Source organism: Streptomyces sp. NPDC013157 (assembly GCF_042899865.1).
Lineage (GTDB): Bacteria > Actinomycetota > Actinomycetes > Streptomycetales > Streptomycetaceae > Streptomyces.
This window is the reverse complement of record NZ_JBIBAK010000003.1, coordinates 374,739-398,936: the sequence shown is the minus strand read 5'-3', so window position 1 is coordinate 398,936 and position 24,198 is coordinate 374,739. Positions and strand designations below refer to the sequence as shown.

Below are 24,198 nucleotides of genomic sequence, written 5' to 3'. Positions count from 1 at the left end.
GTGAGGAGCGCGGTCAGGACTTCCAGGGACCGATGCGGTCGAGGCGGCGCAGCTGCTGGCGTGCGGTGGGCACGTCCAGGCCCTGGCCCCGCTCGGTGAGGCGCTCGGCGACCGTGCTGCGGTGTTCGACGGGCCTGTGGTCGTCGTACTTGAACTTGGCCCGTACGTCGGTGACTTCGAGGCGCAGGCCGCGGATGCCGGGCAGCATCCGGCCGTAGGGCGGCTGGTCGACGGCGACGGGTGCGTGGTCGCCGTCGGGCTGGAAGTGCGCGAGCTGGCGGCGCAGCAGCTCGGCCTTGGCCTCGGGGTCGTCGACGATCTCGGCGCGGCAGGTGAACTGGACGGCCGCGTAGTAGCTGGTGGGGACGCCGTCGGTGGGCGGGATGCCGGGCTTGGCGCGCCATGGGCCCGGGACGAAGGCGTAGTCGCCGATGACGGTGAAGACGACGTTCGGGTCCTGCTCGATCGCCTGCCAGACCGGGTTGGGCTTGGCGAGGTGGACCAGGAGGTGGCTGCCGTCGCAGGTGAAGTGGGTGGGGACGACCATGGGCGGGTGGCCCGGCAGGCCGTTGACGCTGAGCTGCCCGAAGTCGTGGCCGTCGGCGATCCAGGTCTGCCACTCGGCCTCGTCCAGGCCGGCGTCCCAGGGGTGGACCAGCATTCTCTTCTCCTTGGTTGTGCGGGCCCGCTCAGGTCAGGGCGAGGAGGCTGACAGCGACGGCGGCGGTGCCGAGGCCGGCGAGCTGGGCGCGGTGTATGCGTTCGGCGAGCACGCCACGGGCGAGCAGGACGGTGCCGGCCGGGTAGAGGGCGGTGATGACGGCGACGACGGTGAGGTCTCCGCTGCGGGCGGAGAGCAGGAACAGCAGGTTCGCGACGGAGTCCAGCACGCCGGCGGTCGCCGAGAGTGCGTACGCGGGGCGCTCGGGGCCCAGCCTGCGGTGCATCAGCCCGGCCGCGGCCAGGGTGATGGCCGTGGAGACGGCCCGGCCCACGATCAGCGGGGCCACCCCGCTGTCGGACGGCGCCTGGTGCAGGAAGACCAGCTGCAGGGCGATGGCGGCGCCCGCGCCGAAGGCCAGCAGCAGCGCCGTACGGGAGGGGCGCGTCGAGCCCGCGCCGTGTCCGGCGCTGACCAGCACCACCGCGACCAGCGCGAGCGGCAGACCCAGCAGCCCGGTGGCTGCCAGGTGCTCGCCCTGCAGCAGGCCGACGCCGACGGGCAGCGCGGCGGACACCAGCGCGGTCACGGGTGACAGCACGTTCATCGGGCCGATCGCCAGGGTGCGGTACAGCAGGGCGAACGCGGCGGCCGAGGCGACGCCCGAGGCGGCACCCCAGCCCAGGGCTCCGGGGCCGAAGGAGGCGCCGAGCAGTGGCCACAGCAGCAGCTCGACCGCGAGGCTGGCCGGGGCGGCGACCATCACGGTACGCAGCACATGGGCTTTCCGGGCGCCGAGACCGCCGAGGAAGTCGGCGCATCCGTACGCGAGTGAGCTGCCCAGGGCCAGCAGCAGAGCGATCACGGCGCAATCCCTTACCATTCAGTGGAACGACCACACCGTACATTAAATCGACCGAAGGTCACAACCGATCGACCGTACGGTGCAGTGGAATGCCCAGCGGCAAGGAAGGTGACCAGGTGACGGAGACAGCCGCAGCGCTGCGAACGGTCGCGCACAACGTCCGGGCGGCACGCGTCCGCGCGGGCCTGTCCCTGGACGAACTCAGCCGTCGCGCCCAGGTCAGCAAGGGCGCCCTCGTGGGACTGGAGAAGGCCCAGGGCAACCCCAACCTGGCCACCCTGGTCCGGCTGGCCGACACCCTGGGCATCTCGGTGTCCGCCCTGATGCAGGGCTCGCCCGAAGGGCGTGTACGCGTCGTCGCGGCCGATGCCGTGGCGCCCCTGTGGACGGGCGAGCGGGGTGGCGAGGCCCGGCTCGTGCTGACGACGTCGGGGCCGGCTCCGGTCGAGGTCTGGCGTTGGCGACTGGAACCGGGCGAGGAGTACCCCAGCCATCCCCACCAGGCCGGGGTCGTGGAGACCGTCAGCGTCACCGTCGGCCGGATGACTCTGGTCGTCGACGGCAGCGAGCACACCGTCGAAGCCGGCCAGACCGCCACGTTCGACGGCGACACCCCGCACACCTACCGCGGCGCCGGTACCGAGACCTGCCACCTGATCATGACGGTGCACCTTCCGCCCGGTCCGGCATCGGCGACCTGACTCGCGGCACAGCACACTCGTCACAGCGCCGCGGTCACCGCCGACGGCAGGCGCCACAGCCGGGTGTGGGGCGTGGGGTCGGGGATGGCCCGGTTGGTGAGGAAGGCGAACGCGATACCGGATTCCGGGTGGGCGAAGGCCAGGTGTCCGCCGAGGACGTCGTGGCCGAACGAGCCGGAGCCGAGCATGGGCTGTCGTGGGGACGAGAGCCCGAAGGCCGTGCCGAAGCGGGTCGGTTGGTCCACCAGGACCTCGTCGGTCCCGTGGACCTGCTGATGGCGGACCCGGTCGACGGAGAGGGGGGACACGACGCGCAGCGGACCGTCCACCACGGTGGAGTAGAGCCGGGCCAGTGACCTGGCGTCGAGGACGCCGTTGGCGGCGGGGATCTCCGGCCGCCACAGCGCGGGGTTGTTGCAGAGATCGGCCGTGACGACGGGGTTGTGGAAGGTGGCGTGGGTCAGCGTGTCCGGTGCTTCGGCGGCCGTGGCCGCGAAAGCGCCGATTCCCGGGGTGGGGGAGGCGTCCTGGTACCGGACGACGCGGTGGTTGTGCTCGGTGGGCAGACCGATCCATGCCTGGAGGTCCCCAACTGTTCACGACCTTCGTCGAGAGCTCCATCCATGTCGACGGCCCCGAGACCGAAGAGATCCGTCAGGCGGCCCGCCGCCACGACATCCTCGTGTCGGTCGGGTTCAGCGAACGCAATCCCGCGAGCCTGGGCAGCATCTGGAACTCCAACGTGCTCATCGGGGGCGGACGGGACCATCCTCAACCACCACCGCAAGATCGTCCCTACCTTCTACGAGAAGCTCGTGTGGACGCCGGGCGACGGGCACGGGCTGCGGGTCCCGCTGAGGAAGGTCCAGGGGCATCAGCAGTGAAGGGCGGGTTCCGGCTCCGCTCCCTTCACCAGCGACTTCACCAGCGTGAACAGCTCGCCGGTCTGGGGATCGTGCTCCAGCCGGGTGTCAACCGGAGCGACGGCCACACGGTACGCCGCGAGCTGCGCCGCACTGGCTTGCCCGACGACCAGCCCTCCCACGCAGAGTTGGGAGAGTTCATCCGCATCCTCCGCCTGCAGTTCCGACATCGTGTCTTCGAAGGCGGCGGACGCGGCCTGGACGAGCGCCTGGCGTTGTTCGGGACTCAGGCGCTTCAGCGCGGTGTCACTGATGAAGGGGACGACCATGCGGGGCCACAGCACCAGATTCCCGGTGAGGTACTTCTTGGAGGAGCCGTAGCCTTCGTGGTTGAAGGAGGCGATCGAGGACTCGATGCCGTCCATGTCGCTGACCGAACCGGACAGCGGATACCAGCGGGTGCGTGCGCCCAGAGCGTGGAAGGTGTCGTCTGCCAGTTTCGACTGTGCCACGCCGACGAGCCGCCCGTGCAGACCGGTGGGGGTCGGGGCCGAGCGACTCGCGGTGAACAGGTAGCGAAACTGGCCCGGGAGCAGGCCGAGGCCGGTGATCCCCGGGACGCCCAGTGCGGTGCCCAGCCGCTTGTAAAGGGGGCTCTTGAACAGCCGTTCCTGGGCTGCGTAACTGGTGATCAGCTCTGGCGCGCTGAGTATCCGCACGGGGCCGGGGAAGGCCCGCGTGCCTGCTACCCCCAGATCCGCTTTGCCCGCCTGGACGTCCGCGATCGTGCCGTCCTCGTAGGCGAGCCGGCCCGTCCGCCACTTGAGCTTGGCGTTGATCTGCAGGGATCCCCCGGTCGCCTCCCCTACCTGTTGGATGAACCTCTCCACCGAAGACGTGGTGCCGTAGGGCACGGCCATCGTCAGATGGACCACCTTTGGGGACGCTCCCGCCGAGTCGGATGTGGACTGCCGCGCCTTCGGTGCGCCCGACGTGCAGGCGGCGAGCGCCAGCAGCGGCGCGAGCAGCAGCGCCGGGACTGCGAGGAGCCTTCTCACCTCGACACCTCCTTGCGCCCTCGGGCGCTCCCTCGTTCATGGTGTGGTCACCGCGTCCGGCGCAGGTTCGCCCGTACGCGCCGTGCCGGGCACTCCGACAGTCCCCGAAGCGCCAAGTCGTGCAGCAGGAGCGTGGACACCTCGTTCAGCAGCTGCGCGTCGTCCACTGCCACAAGGATCTGCACTCATCGGAATTCGACGGTCCGGAGCATGCCTTCGAACCGTGTGACGGCGGCCGAAGGATCCTGGACCTGAGTGAGATCTATCGAGGTCCATGCAACCAGTGGCCTGCTGGGAGCGTCGATGACGGCCACTCGAAGTTCGTAGTCGGGCTGGAGGCCGAAGCAGTCCTTGTCGGGATCCGCTTCGGCCGTCGGGCAGCCGAGCGACCCGTCCATCGGTTCATTGGTGGTGCCGGTCAGCAGAGTGGCGGCGCGACCACCGACGGTCGTGGGCTTCTCATCCTGCCAGTTCGCGTGATATCCGGCCTGATCATGAAGGAATGCCACGTAGCCCTTGTAGGTGGCAGGCGGCTTTTCGGGGCTACCACCGCCCCCTGGCCGGTACACGACCGCGGGCAGCAGGAACCGGACCTTGTTGCTCGACTTCACCCACGTCAGGAAGGTGCTCGTGTCCGATACCGGCAGCGCTCCCAGTGAGGCGGGGACGGTGATCGTGAGCGGCGTCGCGAAGGACCGGCTGGTGTACGTGCGCGATACTGCTGTCGAATGTGAGGGCTTGGCGGCTCGTTCCGCGCCGCCACCGCAGGCCGCCGCAGCGAGTAGAGCGCACGCGCCCAGAGCGGAAGCCACTGATTGACGAGCGCGCGTACGCCTCATCCGGCCACCCCCAAGGTCGTGAAGTACAACTTTGGGGCCGCTGCATCGGCCGCGGCAAGAGCGAAGACGGGTAGACCGATCGGCACGGTCTCGGTGCTTCACGGGTGATCACCCAAACGTCGTGTCCCAGATACGCATGGACGGCGGCACGCGCGTGAAGAGACCGTGCGACCCACTGCCATGCTCAGAATGGCCACCCAGTGCTGTGACCGCAAAGGTTCACCGGGTTCGGCCTTGTCCTAGGATCCTCTGGCTATGGGGGGATCCTTTCGTGACCGGTGGCGCCTGACTCGTGCCGTTGCTGTGGCGCTGGCCGCACTGGCCGTGATCGTGTTACTGGGCGTGGTACTCCTGGTTCTTCCGGGACTGATAGTCGACCACGACCTCGCAGGCGGCCACCTCGCTGCAGCGGACCGGTTGAACGCGGTGAACAACGTACGCACCACGCTTCTGCAGACGGTCGGCGGTGCGGTCGTCCTGTTCGGCGCCTATGCCACATGGCGGCAGCTGCGCGTCAGCCAAGACGGGCTGAACGCAACCCGAGAGGGGAACATCACCGATCGCTTCAGCCGGGCCGTAGACCAGCTCGGCAGTGACAAGCTGGACGTGCGGATCGGAGGCATCTACGCACTGTGGCGGATTGCGGATCATTCCGGCCGCGACCGCGAGGCGGTCGTCTCCATCATGGCGGCGTATCTGCGGACACACCTTCCCTGGCCGCCGCAGGAACCCGCAGTTCCGGCGGCGGACGTGTCCGTCAACTCGGTGCCCCCGTTGGAGACCCGCGCCGCGGACGCCCAGACGGCGCTGACCTGCCTTGGAGTCCTGTACCAGGAGCGCCGGCCGGAGTGGCTCAACGTCAGTTTGACCGACCTGCGCCGAGCCGACTGTGACGGATTGTGGCTGCACGGAGTCAACTTCGACGGCGCGTGCCTGGAAGCGGCGAGCGTCTACCAGGTCAACCTGAGCAAGGCGTCACTGATCGCCGCCAACCTGCGGCATGCCGAACTCAGCACTTCCATTCTCCACCAGGTCCGCTGTCTGCAAGCCGACCTGCGCGGCGCACGCCTGGTCAAAGCCGACGTGAGGTCGGCGGACTTCTCCGGTGCGGACCTGCGGGAGGCGAACCTGCGCAAGGCCCGGGCCCAGGGCGCCGTATTCGCCGGCGCGGACCTGCGGTTGGCCGACCTCCGGGGCTGCGACCTCTCCGACACCGACCTGCGAGAGGCGAGGCTGGAAGGCGCGCTGGCGAGCGACCTCACGGTCTGGCCGACCGGCTTCGACGCTCAAACAGCCGGCGTCGTGGTCACCGCGGACCCTGGCACCGAACCAGACAGTCTGCTTCCGGCTGCCGCGCTCACGAGGCGGGTTCCGCTGCTGCAATCGGAGCCGATGCATGGTCCGTCAGCGTCGGCGAACTGAACAAGCGGGCAGCGCAGTCGATGGGCCGACCGCCCCAGCGGAGGCCCTTCTCGCTGCGGATGCGGGCGCGTTCCCTGCGCTGGGCGGCGAGCACGTCCGGGGTGACGGGCATTGACGTTTCGCCGGCGCAGGTAGCGGATCAGGGCCTGGGTCTGCCCGGGATAACTGCGGTGGTTTGAGTCGGCCGGGGTGAATTGCCGCAGCGGGCCGAAGTGCGCCTCGATCGGGTCGGCCCAGGAGGCGCAGGTCGGGTGAAGCACAGTTCGACCTTGTTCTTCTTCGCCCAGCGGCGGATGCCCGCGCCGGTGTGGGCCGAGAGATTGTCCAGAATGATGTAGATCGGGGCGCCGTCGGGTCGGGCGGCACGGATCGACTCCAAGGCGGCGAGGCTGTTGGCGGTGCCTCTGCGGCGGTGGTTGACGCCCCACAGCCGGTCGTCGCCGACGGAGTAGCAGCCGTGGAAGCAGGTGACGCCGTAGGTGCGGTGGCAGGTGGCCGGCAGGCGGTTGGGCTTGCCCTGTTCGGCCCAGCAGGAACCGCCGGTAGGTCGGGTCCCGAGCGGCCCGAACTCGTCGAAGGCGAAGACCCGGTCCGTGAAGCGTTCCAGCACCTGCTCGATACGGTTGAGCTTGGCGTCGCGCCCGGGTCGGGAGACTCCTTCCACGCCTTCGTGCGCTGGAAGGTGATGCCACGGCGCCGGAGCAGGCACCGTAAGGCTTCCCGGCCGATGCGGATGACGCGTCCATGCACGCGGCGCAGGCAGGCGGCGAGTTTGCGCATCGACCAGCGGGTAAATGGCCGGCCGGGCCTGGTGGGGCGGGTGGTGGCCGTCTGGACGACGACGTCCTCGTCGTCAGGCTTGAGCAGGCGGGGACGGCCTCCCGCCCATCGAGGGTCCGGACAGGCCAGGCCGATCTCGTTGAACCGGTGGATCAGCTCCCGCACCGTGTCCTCGTCGGCCTGGACCAGCTGGGCGGTCACCGGGACGCGGTTTCCGCCGGCGGACGCCAGCAGCATCATCGCCCGGCGATAGCGGAACCTTCCCGGTCAGAGCACTGGCAGACCGCGCCGGCCACGACCGTCGCGGACCTGCGACATTCGGCGCCGCCTGACCGAATCAGGGACTGCGGGGAGGGAGGTCACCGGGCCGGAAGAAGCGTGCCGAGGCCACCGGGATCAGGGCGAGTGCGGCGGGAACCGCGTAGGCGATGCGGAAGTGGCCTGTCGCCCCGAGCCCCCCGCTCGCTCCGGCTCCGACGAGAACGCCGACGTAGTTGAAGACGTTGAGCCGGGCCAGCACCGTCTCGGGGGCACCGGGTCGCAGCCGGCCGGCCGCGGCGACGCACAGAGGGGTGAGGGCCGCGACTCCGAGGCCCGCGCAGCATGCCGAGACCACCGCGTACGGCCAGCTCGGGGCCGCTGCCAGACCGGCCAGGGCGACGGCCGCGAGCAGAGCGGCGGCTCGGACCATCGCCACCGGCCCGACCCTGCGGACCATGCGGTCGGCGCCCGCCCGGCCGGTCACCGTGCCCGCCTGGTAGGCCGCGTACGCGAGCGGGGCGGCCGCCAGAGACGCGGCGAGGGTCTGATGCAGGTAGGCGGTCGACCATGCCGAGACCGTGGAGTCGACGACGTAGGCGACCAGGAGAACGACCCCGAAGGGGACGAGCCGCGCCCAGACCCGTCCGCCCAGGACCTCCTCAGCCGGTGCCGGTCCGGCACCGGACGGGGAGGGCGCGGGCGGCAGGGCATGCGGCCTGACGGTCAGCGCCAGGAGGGCCACGAGCGCGGCGTGCGCGGTCAGGACGTACTCGACCGGCCAGCTGAGCCGGGAGAGGCCTGCCGTCAGCAGGGCGACCGCAACCCCCGCGGCGCTCCACGCGGCGTAGAAGGAGGAGAGGATGCTGCGCCCGTAGTGGCGTTCGACGGTGGCCGCGCGGGTGTTGACGGACACGTCGATGGCGCCCAGCGCCAGCCCGAAGAGGACATAGGCCGCCGAGGCGGAGACCCGGCCGGGTGCCCAGGCCACGGACAGCAGGGCCGCGGCCGCGGTCAGTACCGCTGTGCGCATGACGGCGACGGGGCCCGAGCGGCGTACGGCGGCCAGACCCGCGAAGCTGCCGGCGCCCGCGGCCAGGGTCAGGGCGATCGTGAGCGCGGTCATCGCCAGGGACGACAGCCCCAGATGGCTCTCCATGGCGGGCACGGTGGTGGACACGGCGGCCACCGCCGCGCCCTGGGCGGCGAACACGGTGGCCGCGACCCGGCGGGCTCCCGCGAGCGGGCCGCTGCCCGCGGACCGAGGCGGAGCCGCCGCTCCGACGGATGCGGTCATGGGGACCCTCTTCCTGTCACGGACCGCGGACGGGCCGGTGTGCGCGAATGGGAGCAACCGTAGGAATGCGGACCGGCGCAGCGGAGGGCACCGGCGGCCACACGGAGGACCCTGGCGGCCACGAGCGGACGGGCCGGGTGGCCCGAGCGGTGCCTCAGGGGACCGGCTCACCGTCGGCCGGGCGGCAGGGGCACCGGCCCGCGCCGCTCCAGGCCGGTCAGGGGGCTGGCCGCTGCGGCCCCCTTTGTGGCCGCACAGGCCAGTCCATGAGCGCCCGCACGCTGCCTAAGTTCCTCCCACGCCGAACGTGGCGACGAGAGGAGGTGGACTCGTGAAGGAGTCCGAATTCGACACGTGTGTGATCGGGGCCGGTCCCGCGGGGCTGGCGGTGGCGCGGGCGCTCGGTGAGCGACGGCTTCCGTACACGCACATGGAGCGGCACACGGGGCCGGGTGGTCTGTGGGACATCGACAACCCGGGCAGCCCGATGTACGAGTCGGCGCATTTCATCTCCAGCAAGACCCTCTCGGGGTTCGGCGGCTGGCCGATGCCCGACCACTTCGCCGACTACCCCTCGCGGCGCCAGATCCTGTCGTATCTGACGTCCTTCGCCGACGCGTACGGGCTGACGGAGCGGATCGAGTTCGGCACCGGGGCCCGGGACGTGGCGAAGAATCCGGACGGCACCTGGACGGTCACCCGTGCCGACGGACGCACCAGCCGGCACGCGCAGGTCGTGGTCTGTACCGGCGCGCAGTGGCACCCCGACATCCCCGAGATCCCAGGTGATTTCAGCGGCGAGATCCGGCACACGGTGGGCTACCGCAGCAGCGACGAACTGCGCGGCAGGCGAGTCCTCGTGGTGGGCGCGGGCAACTCCGGTTGCGACATCGCCTGCGACGCGGCCCGGGCCGCCGACCACGCGGAGATCAGCATGCGCCGCGGCTACTGGTTCATCCCCAAGCACCTGTTCGGCAGGCCCGTGGACACCCTCGAAGGCGTCGGTCCGCGGATGCCGAAGTGGCTGGAGCAGAAGCTGTTCGGCACCCTCCTGCGGATCGTCAACGGCGATCCGCGCCGCCTCGGCCTGCAGAAGCCGGACCACAAGCTCTTCGAGACCCACCCCACGGTCAACTCGATGCTGCTCCACCACCTGCAGCACGGTGACATCACCGCGCGGCCGGGAATCCTCCGCGCCGAGGGCGGCACCGTCCACTTCACCGACGGCAGCAGCAACGACTTCGACCTGATCCTGCTGGCCACCGGCTACGTCCACAAGGTGCCCGTCGCGCAGCGCTACTTCGGCGACGAACAGCACCCCGACCTGTACCTGTCGTCGTTCTCCCGCGAGCACGAGGGTCTGTTCGGCGTCGGCTTCATCGAGACCAACTCCGGTGCCTACAAAATCTTCGACGCGCAGGCACAGCTGATCGCCGGCTTCGTGCAGGACACCCGGCGGGGCCTGCCGAACGCCGAGCGGTTCGCCCGCATGATCCGCGGCGACCGCCCCGACCTGTCCGGCGGGCTCAGGTTCGTGGACTCCCCGCGCCACACCGGCTACGTCGACAGCGCCGCGTACACCAAGTACCTCACCAAGGTCGCCGCGGGCATGGGCTGGCCCACCGAGGGACGCCCTCCTGCGGTGCCGGCCGTCCGCAGCAAGGAGACGGTGGCATGAGCGGCTACGACTACACCGGCAAGGTGATGCTGGTGACCGGCGGCGCGGGCGGCATCGGCAGCGCGCTGTGCCGGCGGTTCGCGATCGGCGGCGCCATCTGCGTTGTCGTAGACATCGATGGCGGCCGGGCGCATCAGGTCGCGGACAGCCTGCCCGGCACCAGCCACCTGGGGCTCGGCTGCGACCTGCTGGACCGGGCCGGAGTGGCGGAGCTCTTCGAACACGTCGCCTTGGCCTTCGGCCGCCTCGACGTCCTGGTCAACAACGTCGGCATGACCAGCACCGAGCGGTTCGACGCGCGCGCGGTGGAGACCATCGAGCGGGAGATCGACCTCAACATGGTCTCCCCGCTGGTGGCCACCCGGCTCGCCATCCCCCTGCTGAGTGCCTCCGCCGACCCCCGCATCATCACCACCGTGTCGCTCGCCGGCATCTTCCCGCAGGGCGAGACCCCCATCTACGCGGCGTCGAAGTTCGGGTTGCGCGGTGCGATGCTGTCCATCGCCCTCGACCTGGAGGGCAAGGGCATCCGCGTCGGCTCGGTCCTGCCGTCGGCGACCGACACCGCGATGCTGCGCCAGGAGGCCGTCGACGGCGGCAACTCCCTGCAGTTCCAGGACCCGCCGCAACAGCCGTCCGACGTCGTCGCCGCCGTGATCAGCATGCTCGACCGGCCGCGTCTCGAAGCGTATCCACGCGCCGGCGAATCGCTCCTGGTCCGCTTCTCCATGCTCGTACCGAACCTCCTCCCCAGGCTTCTCCCGCTCTTCCGCAGGCGCGGCGAGCGCGGCCTGGCCCGGTACCTGGAGGACCTGCGCCGCAGAGGACTGGCCCGGCAGGTCGACGGGCGCTGGGAACTGGTGAAGGAGGCATGACCGTGACCACGGACACCCACCGGGACGACCGTCTGCTCCGGGTCGTCAACCCGGCCACCGGGGAGACGCTCGACACCCTGCCCGCCGCGACCGCGGACGAGGTGGACACGGCCGTGGCCCAGGCCCACCGTGCCTTCGACAGCGGGGTGTGGGCGGGTCGGTCGCCCCGGGAGCGGGCCGCGGTGCTGCTGGGCCTCGCCGAGCTGATGGAACGCGACGCCGGGATCCTGGCCCGGCTGGACTGCGAGGACGCGGGCAAGCCCATCACGGAGTGCCGTACCGGCGACGTGCCCGGCGCGATCGAGTCGATCCGCTGGTTCGCGGAGGCGGCCGACAAGGTCTACGGCCGCATCGCACCCACCGGACATGAGCACCTCGGTCTGATGAGCCGCGAGCCCGTCGGCGTGGCCGCCGCCATCCTCCCCTGGAACTACCCCCTCGCCATGGCCGCCTGGAAGATCGGCCCCGCCCTCGCCGCCGGCAACAGCCTGCTGCTCAAGCCCGCCGAGGCGACCCCGCGCTCGGTCCTGCACGTGTCTCGGCTGGCGACGGAGGCGGGGCTGCCGGACGGCGCGCTCACCGTCCTGCCCGGCTACGGCAGGGAAGCCGGCCGGGCACTCGCCCGCCATCCCGCCATCGGCGCCCTGTCGTTCACGGGTTCGACGGCGACCGGCCGACGGATCCTTGCCGATGCCGCGGAGACCAACTTCAAACGGGTCTCCCTGGAGATGGGCGGCAAGAGCCCCCAGGTCCTGATGCCGGACGCGCTCGACTTCGGCGCCGAACTCATCGACGACATGATCGGGGCCGCGTTCCTGACGACGGGGCAGAACTGCACGGCCGGCTCCCGGATCCTGGTCCACGAGGACATCGCCGCCCAGGTCGTGGCACGGTTCACGGCCGCCGCCGGGGCCCTGGTCATCGGTGACCCCGCCAAGCCGGAGACCCGGATCGGTCCGCTGATCAGCACGGCGGCGCGAGACCGGGTCGCCCGCGCCGTGGACGAAACGGTCGCCGCCGGAGCCGTGGCCCACACCGCCGGTCTGCCGGCCGGCCTGCACCCGCACGGCGCCTACTACCCGCCGACCGTCGTCGTCGGCGCCCCCGACGGCAGCCGGGTCCTCACCGAGGAACTCTTCGGCCCCGTCGTCACCGTCCAGACCTTCACCTCGGAGCGGGAGGCGATCCGTACGGCGAACGCCACCCCCTACGGCCTCGCCGCCTCCCTCTGGACCCACGACCTCGACACCGCCTTGCGCCTCGCCCGCGGCATCCAGGCCGGAGTGGTCTCCGTCAACGCGTACAGCGAGGGCGAGATCACCGCCCCCTTCGGAGGCTGGAAACAGTCCGGATTCGGCGGGGCGGAGCGATCCACCGACGCCTTCGCCCAGTGGACCAGGGAGAAGACAGTCTGGATCCGCACTCGCTAGCAAGGCCGGAAGCGGGCGCGAATGCCTAAAGTGGTCACGAGTACGGCCCTGGAGAGAAGCCATGCGCGAGGCGCCCCGTCCGGAGAACGGCACCACCCGCAGCACGTCCGCGACGATCTCCCCGAACATCCTGCGCTACCTGGGCGAGATCACCGGGGAGTACGGCGTCGACCTCGGACCGGAGCTGACGCACGTCGGTCTCACCGAGACACTGATGCGATCGGCGGCCCTGCGCGTCTCCTACCGCCAGGGCAGTGCCGTCATCCGACGCGCCGTCGAACTCACCGGAGACGAGAACCTGGGCCTGCGGGTCGGAGCCGCACAGCACCTCACCGCCTGGGGCCTGCTGGGCTTCGCCATGCTCGCCAGCGACACCCTCAGGGTCGCCATCGAGGCAGGAGTGCGCTTCCAGAACGTGTCCGGGGCCATGACGGTCTGGTCGGCGGCGCAGGAGGATTCCGACTACGTGGTCCGGGCCGACCTCCCGGATCCGATGGTCGACCCGAACGTCGCCGTCTTCCTCGTCGAGGAGGCGTTCTCCAGCGTCGTCACGCTGGGGCGGCTCGCCGCCGGCGCGGGCCTCGCACCCCAAGAGGTCCACTTCACCTTCCCCGCCCCACGCGACGTCCAGCCCTTCCGCGACCTCTTCCGCTGCCCGCTGCACTTCGGCGCCCCCCGCAACCGGATGGTGGTGCCGCAGGCATGGATCAACCGGCCGATGCCGGGCCGCGATCCGGTCACGTACGCCTCGACGCTCGAACTGCTCGAAGCGCAGATGGCCTCACGTCGCCGGCAGCAGGATCTCCTGGAGGTACTGGAGATCTCCGTCGCACAGAGCCTCCCGGCCGTCCCCTCCTTCTCCGAACAGGCCCGCAGACACGCGTCGAGCGAACGCACCCTGCGCCGTCGCCTGGCCGACTGCGGCACCTCCTACGAGGCGATCGTCGAGGGCGTCCGCCGTGAACGCGTCGAACAGCTCCTGCACCGTCCCCACCTCACTCTCCGCGAGGTCGCCCGCCAAGCAGGCTTCTCCGACGAACGCGCCCTGCGCCGGGCGGTCCGCCGCTGGCACGGCATGGCACCGCTGCAACTGCGCGAGGGCTTCCTCTCCGGGGACGGCGGGAACGACGCCACGTCACGGGCCCGGGGCATCGGCCATGCGGCTACCACCGCGTGAGCGCGACCTGCCGTAACCGTAGCCGCAGCCGCCCGCACATGAGCGAACCCGGCACGCGGGCAATCGGCGTCAGACGCCGCCGACGACTCGACGGACCGGACCCGTCCACGGTTCACCGGCTACGGGCCCGGTCGTCGGCACGGTCAGGCAGCGCGCTTCCGGGACGTGATGCCCAGCTTGGGGTACAGGCGGTCCAGATGGGAGCCGACCGTGCGGTGAGACAGGAACAGCCGTTCGCCGATCTGCTTGTTGCTCAGGCCGGTCGCCGCGAACTCGGCGATCTGTCGTTCCTGGGCGGTCAGCGGCTCCCGTGCCACGTCGGGCCGGGCGACGGAAACGCCGGTGGCGCGAAGCTCGGCCGTGGCCCGCTACGCGTCGCAGCACAGCCGGAACGTGCTGACCGTCTCCGGCGGGAGCCGGGCCATCGCGGTGTCGAGCAGCTTGCACGGTTCGGCCTCCAGGGCGCGGCGGCTGACCAGCCGCAGGGTGTAGAGGATCCCGAGGCGGTCCCAGTTCTCGGTCCGGGCGCTGCCGGTGACGTCGTCGAGGGCTCGGGTCGGCAGCCGGTAGGCGGCGGCCAGCGCCTCGTGCGCGGCCGTTCGCAGGGTGAGGCGAGATTCACGACAGCCGTGGTGATCAGCGGGTGGCAGAACGTGGGACCGCAGCCGTCCCCTCATCGCTGTGGCTGGGGGAAGACCATGCGGAGGGTCTGAACGCGCCTGTTGCGGCGGATCATGAGCGGGGCCAGGGTCGGCGGGCAGGGATCGGCGATGCCGGCGGGGTTGGTGACGTCCATGTCCCAGATGGTGACGGAACGGCTGGCCGCGACATGGCGCAGATGCTGGGTGACGCCCTTGTCCCGGTTCCTTCGCATGGCCGGGAAGGGGTGGCAGCGTTCGCCCGGCTTGCTCAGGACGCCGAGCGGTTCGGTCTCCGGCGGCCACAGTTCGAGGATCTCCCCGGGCCGGCAGCCGCGCCGGGCGCCGTCCAGCGTCGCCTCGGCCTCCTGGCGGCTGTCCTCGGTGAGCCGGGAAGCGTCGTCGTGTACATGTGTGGCGGTCGCCGGCAGCACCTGGGCGAGCTTCGCGCGGGCCTGGTTGAGGCGGCTGCGCACCGTACCGACGGGGATCTCGCAGGCGTGGGCGATCTCCTGCTAGGAGGTGATGTCGCTGAAGGCGGCGTCGATGCGGTCGTTGACGCCGGGGTCGGTGACCTCGGCGAGGGCGACGTCCTTGGTGACGCCGCCGGAGCTGATGCGGCCCTGGTGGCTGGCCCGCGCGGTGCGGTACCAGGCGCCGGCGCCGCCGCGGAAGGAGCGGACGTAGAGGTCGTCGCCGTCGCGGACGACCCAGATCGGCACGGGTGTGCGCGGCGTTCCGTCGCGGCGCGAGGGAGCCGTCTGCAGTTCCTCGGCGTGCTCGATCCGGGTCAGCTCGTCGTTCGTCCAGGTCGTCATGGGCTTGCCTCCCTTTACGGCTACGACCGTGCGGTGGGGTGTGCCCTCGTGGGCGTGAGCGCGGCCGGCGCAGCTCACGCCCACGAGGCGAGCGGGGTCAGGGCGTGAGGAGGGTCTTGATGGCGCGGCGCTCGTCCATCGCCTTGTAGCCCTCGGCGACCTGCTCCAGGGGCAGCGTGAGGTCGAAGACCTTGCCCGGGTTGATCCGGCCGGACAGGACCCGGTCGATCAGGTCGGGCAGGTAGCGGCGCACCGGAGCCGGGCCGCCGCGCAGGCCTACCTGGGAGAAGAACAGTTCCAAGCCGTCGACGGCGACCTCGTGCGGGACGCCGACGAAGCCGACGTTGCCGCCGGGGCGGGCGGAGTGCAGGGCCTGGCTCATGGCCTCGGCGGTGCCGACGCACTCCAGGACGGAGTCGGCGCCGATGCCGTTCGTGAGGTCCTTGATCCGGGCGACGCCGTCCTCGCCGCGCTCGGTGACGATGTCGGTGGCGCCGAACTCCAGGGCCAGCTTCTGCCGGGACTCGTGCCGGGACATGGCGATGATCCGTTCCGCGCCGAGTTCCTTCGCGGCGATCACACCGCACAGTCCGACCGCGCCGTCACCGACCACCACGGCCGTCGAGCCGGGCTTGACCTCGGCGGCGAGGGCGGCCCACCAGCCGGTGCCCATCACGTCGGAGACGGCCAGCAGACCGGCCACGTGGTCGGCGTCCGGCTGCTCGTCGGTGGCGACCAGCGTGCCGTGGGCGTTGGGGATGCGCACGTACTCGGCCTGGCAGGTACTCATGAACTCGCGGTTCAGACAGGAGGACTGCCAGCCCCTCCGGCAGTTGGCACAGGTGTTGTCCGAGGTGGCGAAGGAGCCGACCACGAACTGGCCCGGCTTGACGTGGCTGACCTCGCTGCCGGTCTCCTCGACGATGCCGACGTACTCGTGCCCCATCGGGTGCGGGTCACCGACGGGCTCCAGACCGCGATACGGCCACAGGTCCGAACCGCACACACAGGTGGCGACCGTACGGATGATCGCGTCCGTGGGGTTGACGATCTTGGGCTCGGGGACGTCCTCCACCCGGATGTCGCCGGGGGCGTGGATCACGGTCGCGCGCATGACTTTTCTCCTGATGCGTTTCTCGGGTGGGGCTCGGGCCCGGGTGGGCACTTCGCACTGAGGGGTGGCCCTTGCCGTTCGGCGGCCGCTTCAGGAGTTCCCACGTGATTCTCGTCGTGCATTCCTGTGCTGCCGGGGGCGGTCATGTCACCCGGACTTGCCGAATTCCTTGACGATGACCAATGGGGTATACGGAAGCAGCGTCGACGGCCAGTGCAAATGATTGCCGATCTCCGACTCTGTCACCGCCCGCAGGGCCGGTACGGAGAAGAATTCCACCCAAGGGGCGACGTATCCAGGGATAGAACCGTCCTACCCGGCCAAGTGGCGGACAGCCCACACTGGTCGGTATGAACAGCAGTGCGCACCGTAAGGAGCTGGGCCAATTCCTGAAGGCCCGTCGGGCCGAGCTCAGCCCCCGCACGGTCGGTCTGCCCGAAACCGACCGGCACAGGCGCGTGACCGGCCTGCGCCGGGACGAGGTGGCCGTACTGGCCTCCATCAGCACCACCTGCTACACCCGTCTGGAGCAGGGGCGCATCACCCCCTCCGCAGCCGTGCTGTCCGACCTCGTCCGCGTCCTGCATCTGAGCGACGCCCAACGGGACCATCTCTTCGAGCTGGCCGGAAAGGATGCCGGCGGGCCACGGCGGCGCACCGCGCAGAAAGCGCACCCCCGGCTGCGTGCCGTGCTGAACGAGCTCAGCGTGGCCCCCGGCATGATCCTGGGGCGGCACCTGGACATCCTTGCGTGGAACCCGATGGCCGCCGCCCTGTTCAGCACCGACTTCGCGAAGATCCCCAGGCCGCAGCGCAACTACGGCCGACGGCTCTTCACCGACCCGGCCATGCGAACGCTGTACACCGACTGGGAGGAATCCGCTCGCAACACCGTGGCCGTGCTGCGGCAGCAGGCCGCGGCCTGCCCCGACGACCGGCGGCTGGCCGCCCTCGTGGGCGACCTGTCCGTGAGTGACGACCAGTTCCGTGCGTGGTGGGGAGGCCGCCATGTGGCACCCCGCGCCGGTGGCACCAAGGCGTTCAACCACCCGGTCGCCGGTGAACTCACCCTCGGCTGGGACGCACTCACCTGCGTGGCCGACCCCGGCCGGCAACTCATCGTCTGGGCCGCCGAACCCGACTCGCGTGGCTACGAGGGGCTGCGCTTCCGCTCCTTCTGGGCGGCGACTCGGCAGGACGGCCCGGCGTCCGACACCGCCGCCTGACGGGTGCGACCTCCGCCCATAGCCGTACGGAGAATTGAAGGAGAGCCCGGAAGAAATGGGCCCTCCGATTTTCGGCATGCCCTCCTGGACTTTCCTCCGAGGCAGGGACAAATCCTTCCTACCTTCGCTGTCGAATTCCGTGCCATGCTTCCGGTGAACGATTCACGCAATCCTTTTCCAGGAGTAATACCCCCATGTCCTCCACCTCCCGTCCCACGGTCGCCGTCGCCTTCCATTCCGGCTACGGGCACACCGCCGTCCTGGCCGAGGCCGTGGCTCGCGGCGCCGCCGAAGCCGGTGCCGAGGTGATCTCCATCCCCGTGGACTCCATCACCGAAGAGCAGTGGGCGCAGCTGGACGCCGCCGACGCGATCGTCTTCGGCGCCCCGACCTACATGGGCACGGCGTCCGCCGCCTTCCACCGCTTCGCCGAGACCAGCAGCAAGCGCTGGTACACCCAGACCTGGGCCGACAAGATCGCCGCCGGTTTCACCAACTCCGGTGCCAAGAACGGCGACAAGTCCTCCACCCTCGGCTACTTCTTCACGATGGCCGCCCAGCACGGCATGCACTGGATCAGCCTCGGCGTGCAGCCGGGCTGGGCCTCCACCGAGGGCAGCGAGGACGACGTCAACCGCCTCGGCTATTTCGTCGGCGCCGGGGCCCAGACCCCGGTCGACGCCGGTCCGGAGGCCGTCCACAAGTCGGACATCGCCACCGCCGAGGGCCTCGGCGCCCGCGTCGCTCAGCAGACCGCGTTCTTCCTGGCGGGCCGCGCCGCGCTGGCCGCCTGAGACACCCACCGCAGAACTCTGAGGAGCACCCCCATGTCCGATTCCCCGAACACCGCCCTCGTCCGCCGGCTCTACGACTCCGGCATGGCCCCGGACGTGGTCGCCGAGGTCATCGACCCCGACATCGTCTGGGACATCACTCCCGGATTCCCCTACGGCGGCGTCTACAAGACCTGGGCGAGCGCAGGGGCCGACTTCTTCGGCCGGCTCGCGCCCCGCTTCACGTCCTTCGGCGCGGTGGCCGAGGAGTTCTACGACGCCGGTGAAGAGGTCTTCGTCCGCGGCCACTACCACGCGGTGTCCACGTCCGGCGCCGAGTCGGACGCCCGGTTCATCCACCTGTGGACGGTGAGCGGCGGCAAGCTCACCCACCTGATCCAGGCCGCCGACAGCCACGTCGTCCAGCTGGCCGCGAACGACGACTGACCACTCTCGACCCACCCCGCAGGGAGAAAACCATGACGAAGATCCTCTTCCTCGTCACCGCCGCCGACCACTGGACCCTGGCCGACGGGTTCGAGCAGCCCGCCGGCTTCTGGGCCGAGGAGGCCATCGGCCCGTACGGCGTCTTCAAGGAAGCCGGCTACGAGATCGCGGCAGCCACCCCGGGCGGCGTCCCGCCGACCGCCGACGCGCTCAGCCTGACCCCCGACTTCAACGGTGGCGAGGAGGGCGCGGAGAAGATGCGGACCGCGCTGCGGGAGGCCACCGAGCTGGCCAACCCGATCCGCATCGAGGACGTGAACATCGACGACTACGACGCCGTGTTCGTCCCCGGCGGCTGGGGCCCTATGGAGGACCTGTCCGACGACGCCGCCACCGGCAGGCTGCTCAACACCTGGCTCGCCTCCGGCAAGATCGTGTCGCTGGTGTGCCACGGCCCGGCCGCCCTGCTGTCCACCGTGGACGCCGACGGCAAGTCCCCCTTCGCCGGCTACCGCCTGACCGGACTGTCCAACTCCGAGGAGATCCAGAACGGCCTCGCCGACCGGGCGAAGTGGCTCCTCCAGGACCGCCTCGTCTCGGACGTGGGCGCGGACTACCGCAAGGGCGAGGAGAACTTCGCCCCCCACCTCGAAGCGGACCGCACCCTTCTCACCGGCCAGAACCCCGCCTCGGCCGTCCCGCTCGCCCAGGAAGTCGTCAAGGCACTGAGCCGACGCCCGGTACCACCGCTCACAGCACCACAGAAAGAGACAACGACGATGGACAGCAACACGACTCTCCCCAGCGTCGGGCAGACCTGGCTGGCGGACCTCGGTCCGGACACCCCGCTCGGCCACTTCACGGTGGAGATCACCTTCGACTCGGCGACGCAGGTCAGCTTCGAGGTGACCGGCGGCGCCATCAAGGGCCGGAAGCAGACGATGGAGTACACCACCACCCGGCTCCGCGACGGCCTCTTCGTCGTGCGCTGGACCGAGCCCGACGCCGGTGACCACGTCACGCACATCGAGGACTACACCGAGGGCACCTGCATGGCCAGCTCCGTCATCGGCGGCCAGTTCGTCCAGCTGCACGGCCAGTGGAGCCGCGTCCGCTGAACCAGGGAGAGATCCCTCCCCCTGACAGTGCCGCACTCCGGTGCCAAGGTGAGGGCATGAGCCACGATCCTCACCGCCATGATCTGGGGGAATTCCTCAAGGCGCGCCGTGCCGAGCTCGACCCGGCCGCCGTCGGACTGCCCGACGGCGGCCCGCGGCGCGTCGCGGGTCTGCGCCGTGAGGAGATCGCCGTACTGGCGGCCATCAGCACCGACTACTACGCCCGCCTCGAACAGGGCCGCATCCAGCCCTCGCCGTCCGTACTGGAATCCCTGTCCCGAGTCCTGCGCCTGGACGACGACCAGCGTGCCTATCTGTACGAACTCGCGGCCAAGGAGGAGTTCCGTCCGCCCCGCCGCCGGCCGCGCCCCAAGGCCCAGCCGCAGTTGCAGCGCATGCTCGACGACATGGCGCACACCCCCGCCTTCGTCATCGGACCGCGCACCGAGATCGTCGCCTGGAACGCCATGGGCGCCGCCCTGGTCGCCGACTTCGGAAAGATCCCCGAGAAGCAGCGCTACTACATCAGGCTGCTCATCACCGATCCCACGATGCGCGAGCTGTACGCGGACTGGGAGGGCGTCACCCGGCTCGCCATCGCCCAGATGCGGATGCACAACACGAACAACCCCGGGGACGCGCAGCTCGCCGCTCTGGTGGGTGAACTCTCGGTCCGGGACGACCAGTTCCGGCGATGGTGGGGCGCCCACCACGTCGCCGTCCGGGACACCGGCAGCAAGCACCTGCGCCACCCCGTCGTCGGGGACCTGTATCTCGACTGGAACGCCGTCACCTGGGCCGCCGACCCCGACCTGCAGATCATCGTCTGGACCGCCGAATCCGGCACACCCACCCACGACAGCCTGCGCCTGCTGGCCTCCTGGGCCGCGGACCCGGGCCACACGGCCAGGAGCAACTCCGCCTGACGCCCGCCGGCGGTTCCCCTCACGAGCTATTCCCTTCAAAGGGGGAGCCTTTTCTCCTACGCACCCCGTGCCTGGGACGAGGCTCTCCCTTCTTCGGGTACGGCATCTCCTGGCACGCTCGTCACCAGGCCGACCGCGCCGCGCGCCTCCGCCCCCGGTCCGGCCCTCTTCCGACCGGTTCCTCAGCGCCGAGGCGTCCGACCTGTCTGCTCATGTGCCGGGAAAGAGATCCACCCCCGGCTGGACCGCCCGCCTGTGGGCCGTCCTCGCCGTGCTCTGTCTGGTGCTGTTCCTCGACGGCCTCGACGTCTCCATGGTCGGCATCGCCCTGCCCTCCATCGGTGTGCTTCTCGCACAATGGACACGATGGAGAACAGAAGCGTGACCGGATTTTCCGCATGTGGCCCTGACTCTGCGGGAACTCGCGGAACTTGATGTGATTCCACGGCGGAAAGCCGAGAACGCCTTTCATGGCTACCGGCGTGTGCCGAGGAAGTCGATTTCTGAGGCTGTCGGGGTTCGGGGCCGGGGGTGAATCGTTGATCTGGTCGGCGCCGATCACCTCGATCTCGGCGCCGAAGCCGTGCGCGGTGCAGAAGTCGAGCACCGCCTGGGTCTCGGCGATGCCGCCGATGGCGGAACCGGCGATCGACCGGCGTCCCATGATCAGCGTGAAGACGTTGACGGAGACGGGCTCCTCGGGGGCGCCGGCAACCGGCCGGACACCTGACGCCCGCCGAACAGCTCTCCCGGCGCCTTCCGACTGCGTCCACCGATCGCCATCACACGGCAATCTTTCGACCGCGGTCACAAAAATGACATTTTTTGCCACGCGGGAAACGGTGTGCACCCGCTCCGGGCCTAGGCTGTGCCGATGACCAGTGCCGATGCCGTCGCGGAGAGCGGTCCCGAGCCGCGTACCCAGTCCCTGATGCTGACGTTCTTCGGTGCCCATGTACTGGGGCGGCCCATCGCCGTGTCGTCGGGCAGCGTGATCGCTGCTCTCGGAAGGTCGGGCAGTACGGAGGAGGCGGTGCGGACCACCTTGAACCGGATGGTCAAACGCGGCCTGCTGGAGCGTCATCGCCAGGGCCGGAAGGCCTACTTCGGGCTGACTCCGCATGCCGTCCAGGTGCTGGCGGACGGCAGGGACCGCATCTGGCGCACCGGTGCGGTGAACCGGGACTGGGACGGCCGGTGGACGATGGTGGGCTTCTCGCTGCCCGAGGCGTGGAGTCGTGAACGGCACGACCTGCGCTCCCGGCTGATCTGGGCGGGCTTCGGCCCCCTGCAGAGCGGCCTGTGGGTGGCACCGGCGCGTGTCGACGTGCGCGAGATGGTGGCGGATCTCGGCCTGGAACCGTACCTGCGGGTGTTCCGGGCGGAGGTGGAGTCGCCGACCGATGTCCGCGAGGTGCTGGAGCAGGCCTTCGACGTGCCGGCCATCGGTGCCCGGTACCGGGCGTTCCTGGAGCGCTGGGACCGTACCGACCCGCTTCCCGCGGCGGTCTCCGGCGACGAACTCGCAGGCCAGCTCCTGCTCCACACCGACTGGCTGGACCTGGTGCGACGCGACCCGCATCTGCCCGCCGAGCACCTTCCGAGGGACTGGCCCGCCGCCGAGGCGGAGACCGTCTTCCGCGGTCTGGCCGGCCGCTGGGAGCGCCCGGCCGCGCGTGTGGCCGCCCGACTGCTCGACATCCTGCCGCTGGGCTGATCCGCACCCAGGCCTCGCGCATCCGGACGCGGGGTCACCTGCCTCAATATTGGGCATGCCATTGACGGCAATGAAAAAAGAGCCCTACATTCGCAGCGCTCTTCCAGCTCGCGCCCTCACTCGGTCCTCCCCCCGACTCGCGGAGCCGCCGCCATGCCCCGACCCCGTTTCTCGACCTTCGCCGCCGCCTGTGCGACTGCCTTCGCGGCCTCCCTGATCGGGCCGGCGACCGGCGCCCAGGCCACCACCGCCGATCACTACTCCGGCACCCTGTCCGACGGCGCCACCTGGATCGCGGACAAACCCGCGCAGTGGAACGGCAGCCTGCTGCTGTTCAGCCACGGCTTCGGACCGACCACCGCGGCCGACGCCCCGTCGGCCGCGGCGCGCCAGGCACTGCTCGACGCCGGCTACGCCCTCGTCGGCTCCTCCTACGACCCGAACGGCTCGATGTGGGCACTCGACTCGGCCGAGCGGGATCAGTTCGCGGCGCTCACCGCCTTCCGCCGGCAGGTCGGCACGCCCACCCGGACCATCTCCGTAGGTCAGTCCATGGGCGGCCTCATCAACGCCCAGATCGCCCGCGACGGCGCGGGACGTGTCGACGGCTCGCTCGGCCTGTGCGGCCTGGTCGCGGGCGGCGTGGATCTGGACAACTACCAGCTGGACGCCGAGTACACCCTGGCCACCTTCTTCGACCCCGCCGACGCCGACAAGCTCGTGAACCTGGACGGCCAGGCCGACGGCGCAGCCCTCGCCGACCGGCTCACCAAGGCTGTGGAAACGGCACAGCAGTCCTCCACGGGGCGTGCCCGTATCGCCCTGGCCGCCGCCTTCCTCAACCTGGCCGACTGGGCTCCGGGGCAACAGCCGCCCGCGCGTGACGACTTCGCGGGCCAGGAGGAGCAGCAGTACGCATGGCTGGCCCAGGGCCTGCTCGGTTTCATCGTCCCGGCGCGCTGGTCGGTGGAGCAGTCCGCCGGCGGCAACACATCCTGGAACAAGGGCGTCGACTACGCCGGCCTGCTGCACAAGTCCAGCCATGCCCAGCAGATCAAGGCGCTCTACCACGACGCCGGGCTCGACCTGCGGACGGACCTGAACCGGCTCACCCGCGGTGCGGACATATCGGCCGACCCGGCCGCGGTGGCCCGTCTGAAGCGGACCTCCACGGCCGGACAGGGACTGGCCGTGCCGCTGCTCGACATCCACACCACCGCCGACCAACTGGTGCCCGTCGAGCAGGAGACGGCCTTCGCCGGGCGGGTGCGCAGGGCCGGCGACTCCACGCTGCTGCGGCAGGCCTATGTGGCACGCCAGAGCCACTGCAACTTCACCACCGCCGAAGTGGTCGCCGGGCTGCACGCCGTGGAGCACCGCCTGGACACCGGGCACTGGGACAACTCCGCCACCCCCGCCGAACTCCAGCAGAGCGCCGACGAACTGGACCTCGGCGGCGCCGCCTTCACCGACTACCGGCCGAATCGTCTGACCGGTACCCGCTGATCCCCAAGCGT

At 70.4% G+C, this 24,198-nt stretch carries 24 protein-coding genes and 4 pseudogenes; 15 read left to right on the top strand and 13 right to left on the bottom strand.

Features of this window, described 5'->3' with window-relative positions:
• Positions 1-13: 13 nt before the first annotated feature.
• Both ACFY6U_RS11980 and ACFY6U_RS11975 read right to left on the bottom strand, forming a co-directional pair.
• Positions 14-661: an FMN-binding negative transcriptional regulator gene (locus ACFY6U_RS11980; protein ID WP_384565892.1), complete on the bottom strand. Its 648-nt coding sequence runs from the start codon at positions 659-661 to the stop codon at positions 14-16.
• Between the two features lie 28 nt (positions 662-689).
• Positions 690-1,526 carry an EamA family transporter gene (locus ACFY6U_RS11975; RefSeq protein ID WP_390037163.1) on the bottom strand — a complete coding sequence of 279 codons (837 nt, stop codon included), beginning with the start codon at positions 1,524-1,526 and terminating at the stop codon, positions 690-692.
• Between the two features lie 116 nt (positions 1,527-1,642).
• Here ACFY6U_RS11975 and ACFY6U_RS11970 point away from each other — a divergent pair, with 116 nt between their 5' ends.
• Positions 1,643-2,227 carry a helix-turn-helix domain-containing protein gene (locus ACFY6U_RS11970; RefSeq protein WP_384565886.1) on the top strand — a complete coding sequence of 195 codons (585 nt, stop codon included), beginning with the start codon at positions 1,643-1,645 and terminating at the stop codon, positions 2,225-2,227.
• A gap of 20 nt (positions 2,228-2,247) precedes the next feature.
• On the opposite strand, the gene ACFY6U_RS11965 is transcribed toward ACFY6U_RS11970, so the two are convergent.
• Positions 2,248-2,733 carry a serine hydrolase gene (locus ACFY6U_RS11965; protein ID WP_390037631.1) on the bottom strand — a complete coding sequence of 162 codons (486 nt, stop codon included), beginning with the start codon at positions 2,731-2,733 and terminating at the stop codon, positions 2,248-2,250.
• Between the two features lie 68 nt (positions 2,734-2,801).
• Between ACFY6U_RS11965 and ACFY6U_RS11960 the strand changes: the two are divergent.
• Positions 2,802-2,972 (top strand): annotated as a pseudogene (locus ACFY6U_RS11960) (nitrilase-related carbon-nitrogen hydrolase); the annotation flags it as partial.
• A 129-nt stretch (positions 2,973-3,101) separates the two neighbouring features.
• Here ACFY6U_RS11960 and ACFY6U_RS11955 read toward each other — a convergent pair.
• Both ACFY6U_RS11955 and ACFY6U_RS11950 read right to left on the bottom strand, forming a co-directional pair.
• The gene (locus ACFY6U_RS11955) at positions 3,102-4,010 is read right to left on the bottom strand and encodes a TRAP transporter substrate-binding protein (RefSeq protein ID WP_390037161.1); all 909 of its coding nucleotides are present in this window, start codon (positions 4,008-4,010) and stop codon (positions 3,102-3,104) included.
• Between the two features lie 323 nt (positions 4,011-4,333).
• Positions 4,334-4,759 carry a hypothetical protein gene (locus tag ACFY6U_RS11950; protein WP_390037159.1) on the bottom strand — a complete coding sequence of 142 codons (426 nt, stop codon included), beginning with the start codon at positions 4,757-4,759 and terminating at the stop codon, positions 4,334-4,336.
• A 531-nt stretch (positions 4,760-5,290) separates the two neighbouring features.
• Here ACFY6U_RS11950 and ACFY6U_RS11945 point away from each other — a divergent pair.
• Positions 5,291-6,409: a pentapeptide repeat-containing protein gene (locus tag ACFY6U_RS11945; RefSeq protein ID WP_390037157.1), complete on the top strand. Its 1,119-nt coding sequence runs from the start codon at positions 5,291-5,293 to the stop codon at positions 6,407-6,409.
• 7 nt (positions 6,410-6,416) lie between these two features.
• Here ACFY6U_RS11945 and ACFY6U_RS11940 read toward each other — a convergent pair.
• Positions 6,417-7,444, bottom strand: a pseudogene (locus ACFY6U_RS11940) (IS630 family transposase); the annotation flags it as partial.
• An 82-nt stretch (positions 7,445-7,526) separates the two neighbouring features.
• A complete protein-coding gene (locus ACFY6U_RS11935) occupies positions 7,527-8,744 on the bottom strand; it encodes an MFS transporter (RefSeq protein WP_390037155.1) in 1,218 nt (405 codons plus the stop codon).
• 331 nt (positions 8,745-9,075) lie between these two features.
• On the opposite strand from ACFY6U_RS11935, the gene ACFY6U_RS11930 reads away from it, so the two are divergent.
• The 4 genes from ACFY6U_RS11930 (at position 9,076) to ACFY6U_RS11915 (ending at position 13,904) form a co-directional block, all read left to right on the top strand.
• On the top strand, positions 9,076-10,422 hold the full coding sequence (locus ACFY6U_RS11930; protein ID WP_390037153.1) for a flavin-containing monooxygenase: 1,347 nt from the start codon (positions 9,076-9,078) through the stop codon (positions 10,420-10,422).
• A complete protein-coding gene (locus ACFY6U_RS11925) occupies positions 10,419-11,297 on the top strand; it encodes an SDR family NAD(P)-dependent oxidoreductase (protein ID WP_390037151.1) in 879 nt (292 codons plus the stop codon). The genes ACFY6U_RS11930 and ACFY6U_RS11925 overlap by 4 nt, the downstream gene beginning before the upstream one ends.
• Complete coding sequence (locus tag ACFY6U_RS11920) at positions 11,294-12,727, top strand: aldehyde dehydrogenase family protein (protein WP_390037149.1); 1,434 nt, start codon at positions 11,294-11,296, stop codon at positions 12,725-12,727. Before ACFY6U_RS11925 ends, ACFY6U_RS11920 begins: the two co-directional genes overlap by 4 nt.
• A gap of 61 nt (positions 12,728-12,788) precedes the next feature.
• Positions 12,789-13,904: an AraC family transcriptional regulator gene (locus ACFY6U_RS11915; protein WP_390037148.1), complete on the top strand. Its 1,116-nt coding sequence runs from the start codon at positions 12,789-12,791 to the stop codon at positions 13,902-13,904.
• A gap of 143 nt (positions 13,905-14,047) precedes the next feature.
• Here the strand turns inward: ACFY6U_RS11915 and ACFY6U_RS11910 are convergent.
• From ACFY6U_RS11910 to ACFY6U_RS11890, 5 genes and pseudogenes are all read right to left on the bottom strand, one after another.
• Positions 14,048-14,272: pseudogene (locus ACFY6U_RS11910) on the bottom strand (response regulator transcription factor); the annotation flags it as partial.
• The gene (locus ACFY6U_RS11905) at positions 14,273-14,581 is read right to left on the bottom strand and encodes a hypothetical protein (protein ID WP_390037146.1); all 309 of its coding nucleotides are present in this window, start codon (positions 14,579-14,581) and stop codon (positions 14,273-14,275) included.
• A complete protein-coding gene (locus tag ACFY6U_RS11900; RefSeq protein ID WP_390037144.1) occupies positions 14,578-15,018 on the bottom strand; it encodes a hypothetical protein in 441 nt (146 codons plus the stop codon). Before ACFY6U_RS11900 ends, ACFY6U_RS11905 begins: the two co-directional genes overlap by 4 nt.
• A 39-nt stretch (positions 15,019-15,057) precedes the next feature.
• Entirely contained in the window at positions 15,058-15,360 is a 303-nt protein-coding gene (locus ACFY6U_RS11895) for a DUF2255 family protein (RefSeq protein WP_390037142.1), read from the bottom strand.
• Positions 15,361-15,457: 97 nt separating this feature from the next.
• Entirely contained in the window at positions 15,458-16,474 is a 1,017-nt protein-coding gene (locus ACFY6U_RS11890; RefSeq protein ID WP_390037141.1) for a zinc-dependent alcohol dehydrogenase family protein, read from the bottom strand.
• 350 nt (positions 16,475-16,824) lie between these two features.
• On the opposite strand from ACFY6U_RS11890, the gene ACFY6U_RS11885 reads away from it, so the two are divergent.
• The 6 genes and pseudogenes from ACFY6U_RS11885 to ACFY6U_RS11860 all read left to right on the top strand — a co-directional run bounded on the left by ACFY6U_RS11885 (position 16,825) and on the right by ACFY6U_RS11860 (position 20,964).
• Positions 16,825-17,700 (top strand): helix-turn-helix transcriptional regulator, encoded by an 876-nt coding sequence (locus ACFY6U_RS11885; protein ID WP_390037139.1) that lies wholly within the window; start codon positions 16,825-16,827, stop codon positions 17,698-17,700.
• Between the two features lie 194 nt (positions 17,701-17,894).
• On the top strand, positions 17,895-18,494 hold the full coding sequence (locus ACFY6U_RS11880; protein WP_390037137.1) for a flavodoxin family protein: 600 nt from the start codon (positions 17,895-17,897) through the stop codon (positions 18,492-18,494).
• 33 nt (positions 18,495-18,527) lie between these two features.
• Positions 18,528-18,920: a nuclear transport factor 2 family protein gene (locus ACFY6U_RS11875; protein WP_390037135.1), complete on the top strand. Its 393-nt coding sequence runs from the start codon at positions 18,528-18,530 to the stop codon at positions 18,918-18,920.
• Positions 18,921-18,952: 32 nt separating this feature from the next.
• Positions 18,953-19,648 (top strand): annotated as a pseudogene (locus tag ACFY6U_RS11870) (type 1 glutamine amidotransferase domain-containing protein); the annotation flags it as partial.
• A gap of 51 nt (positions 19,649-19,699) precedes the next feature.
• Positions 19,700-20,038 (top strand): hypothetical protein, encoded by a 339-nt coding sequence (locus tag ACFY6U_RS11865; RefSeq protein ID WP_390037630.1) that lies wholly within the window; start codon positions 19,700-19,702, stop codon positions 20,036-20,038.
• Between the two features lie 56 nt (positions 20,039-20,094).
• A complete protein-coding gene (locus ACFY6U_RS11860) occupies positions 20,095-20,964 on the top strand; it encodes a helix-turn-helix transcriptional regulator (RefSeq protein WP_390037133.1) in 870 nt (289 codons plus the stop codon).
• Positions 20,965-21,085: 121 nt separating this feature from the next.
• Here the strand turns inward: ACFY6U_RS11860 and ACFY6U_RS11855 are convergent, their stop codons facing one another.
• Complete coding sequence (locus ACFY6U_RS11855) at positions 21,086-21,796, bottom strand: hypothetical protein (RefSeq protein WP_390037131.1); 711 nt, start codon at positions 21,794-21,796, stop codon at positions 21,086-21,088.
• A 36-nt stretch (positions 21,797-21,832) separates the two neighbouring features.
• Here ACFY6U_RS11855 and ACFY6U_RS11850 point away from each other — a divergent pair, with 36 nt between their 5' ends.
• Complete coding sequence (locus tag ACFY6U_RS11850) at positions 21,833-22,681, top strand: PaaX family transcriptional regulator C-terminal domain-containing protein (RefSeq protein WP_390037129.1); 849 nt, start codon at positions 21,833-21,835, stop codon at positions 22,679-22,681.
• Positions 22,682-22,834: 153 nt separating this feature from the next.
• Positions 22,835-24,187, top strand: a complete 1,353-nt coding sequence (locus ACFY6U_RS11845) for an alpha/beta hydrolase (RefSeq protein ID WP_390037127.1) — start codon at positions 22,835-22,837, stop codon at positions 24,185-24,187.
• The last annotated feature ends 11 nt before the right edge of the window (positions 24,188-24,198 follow it).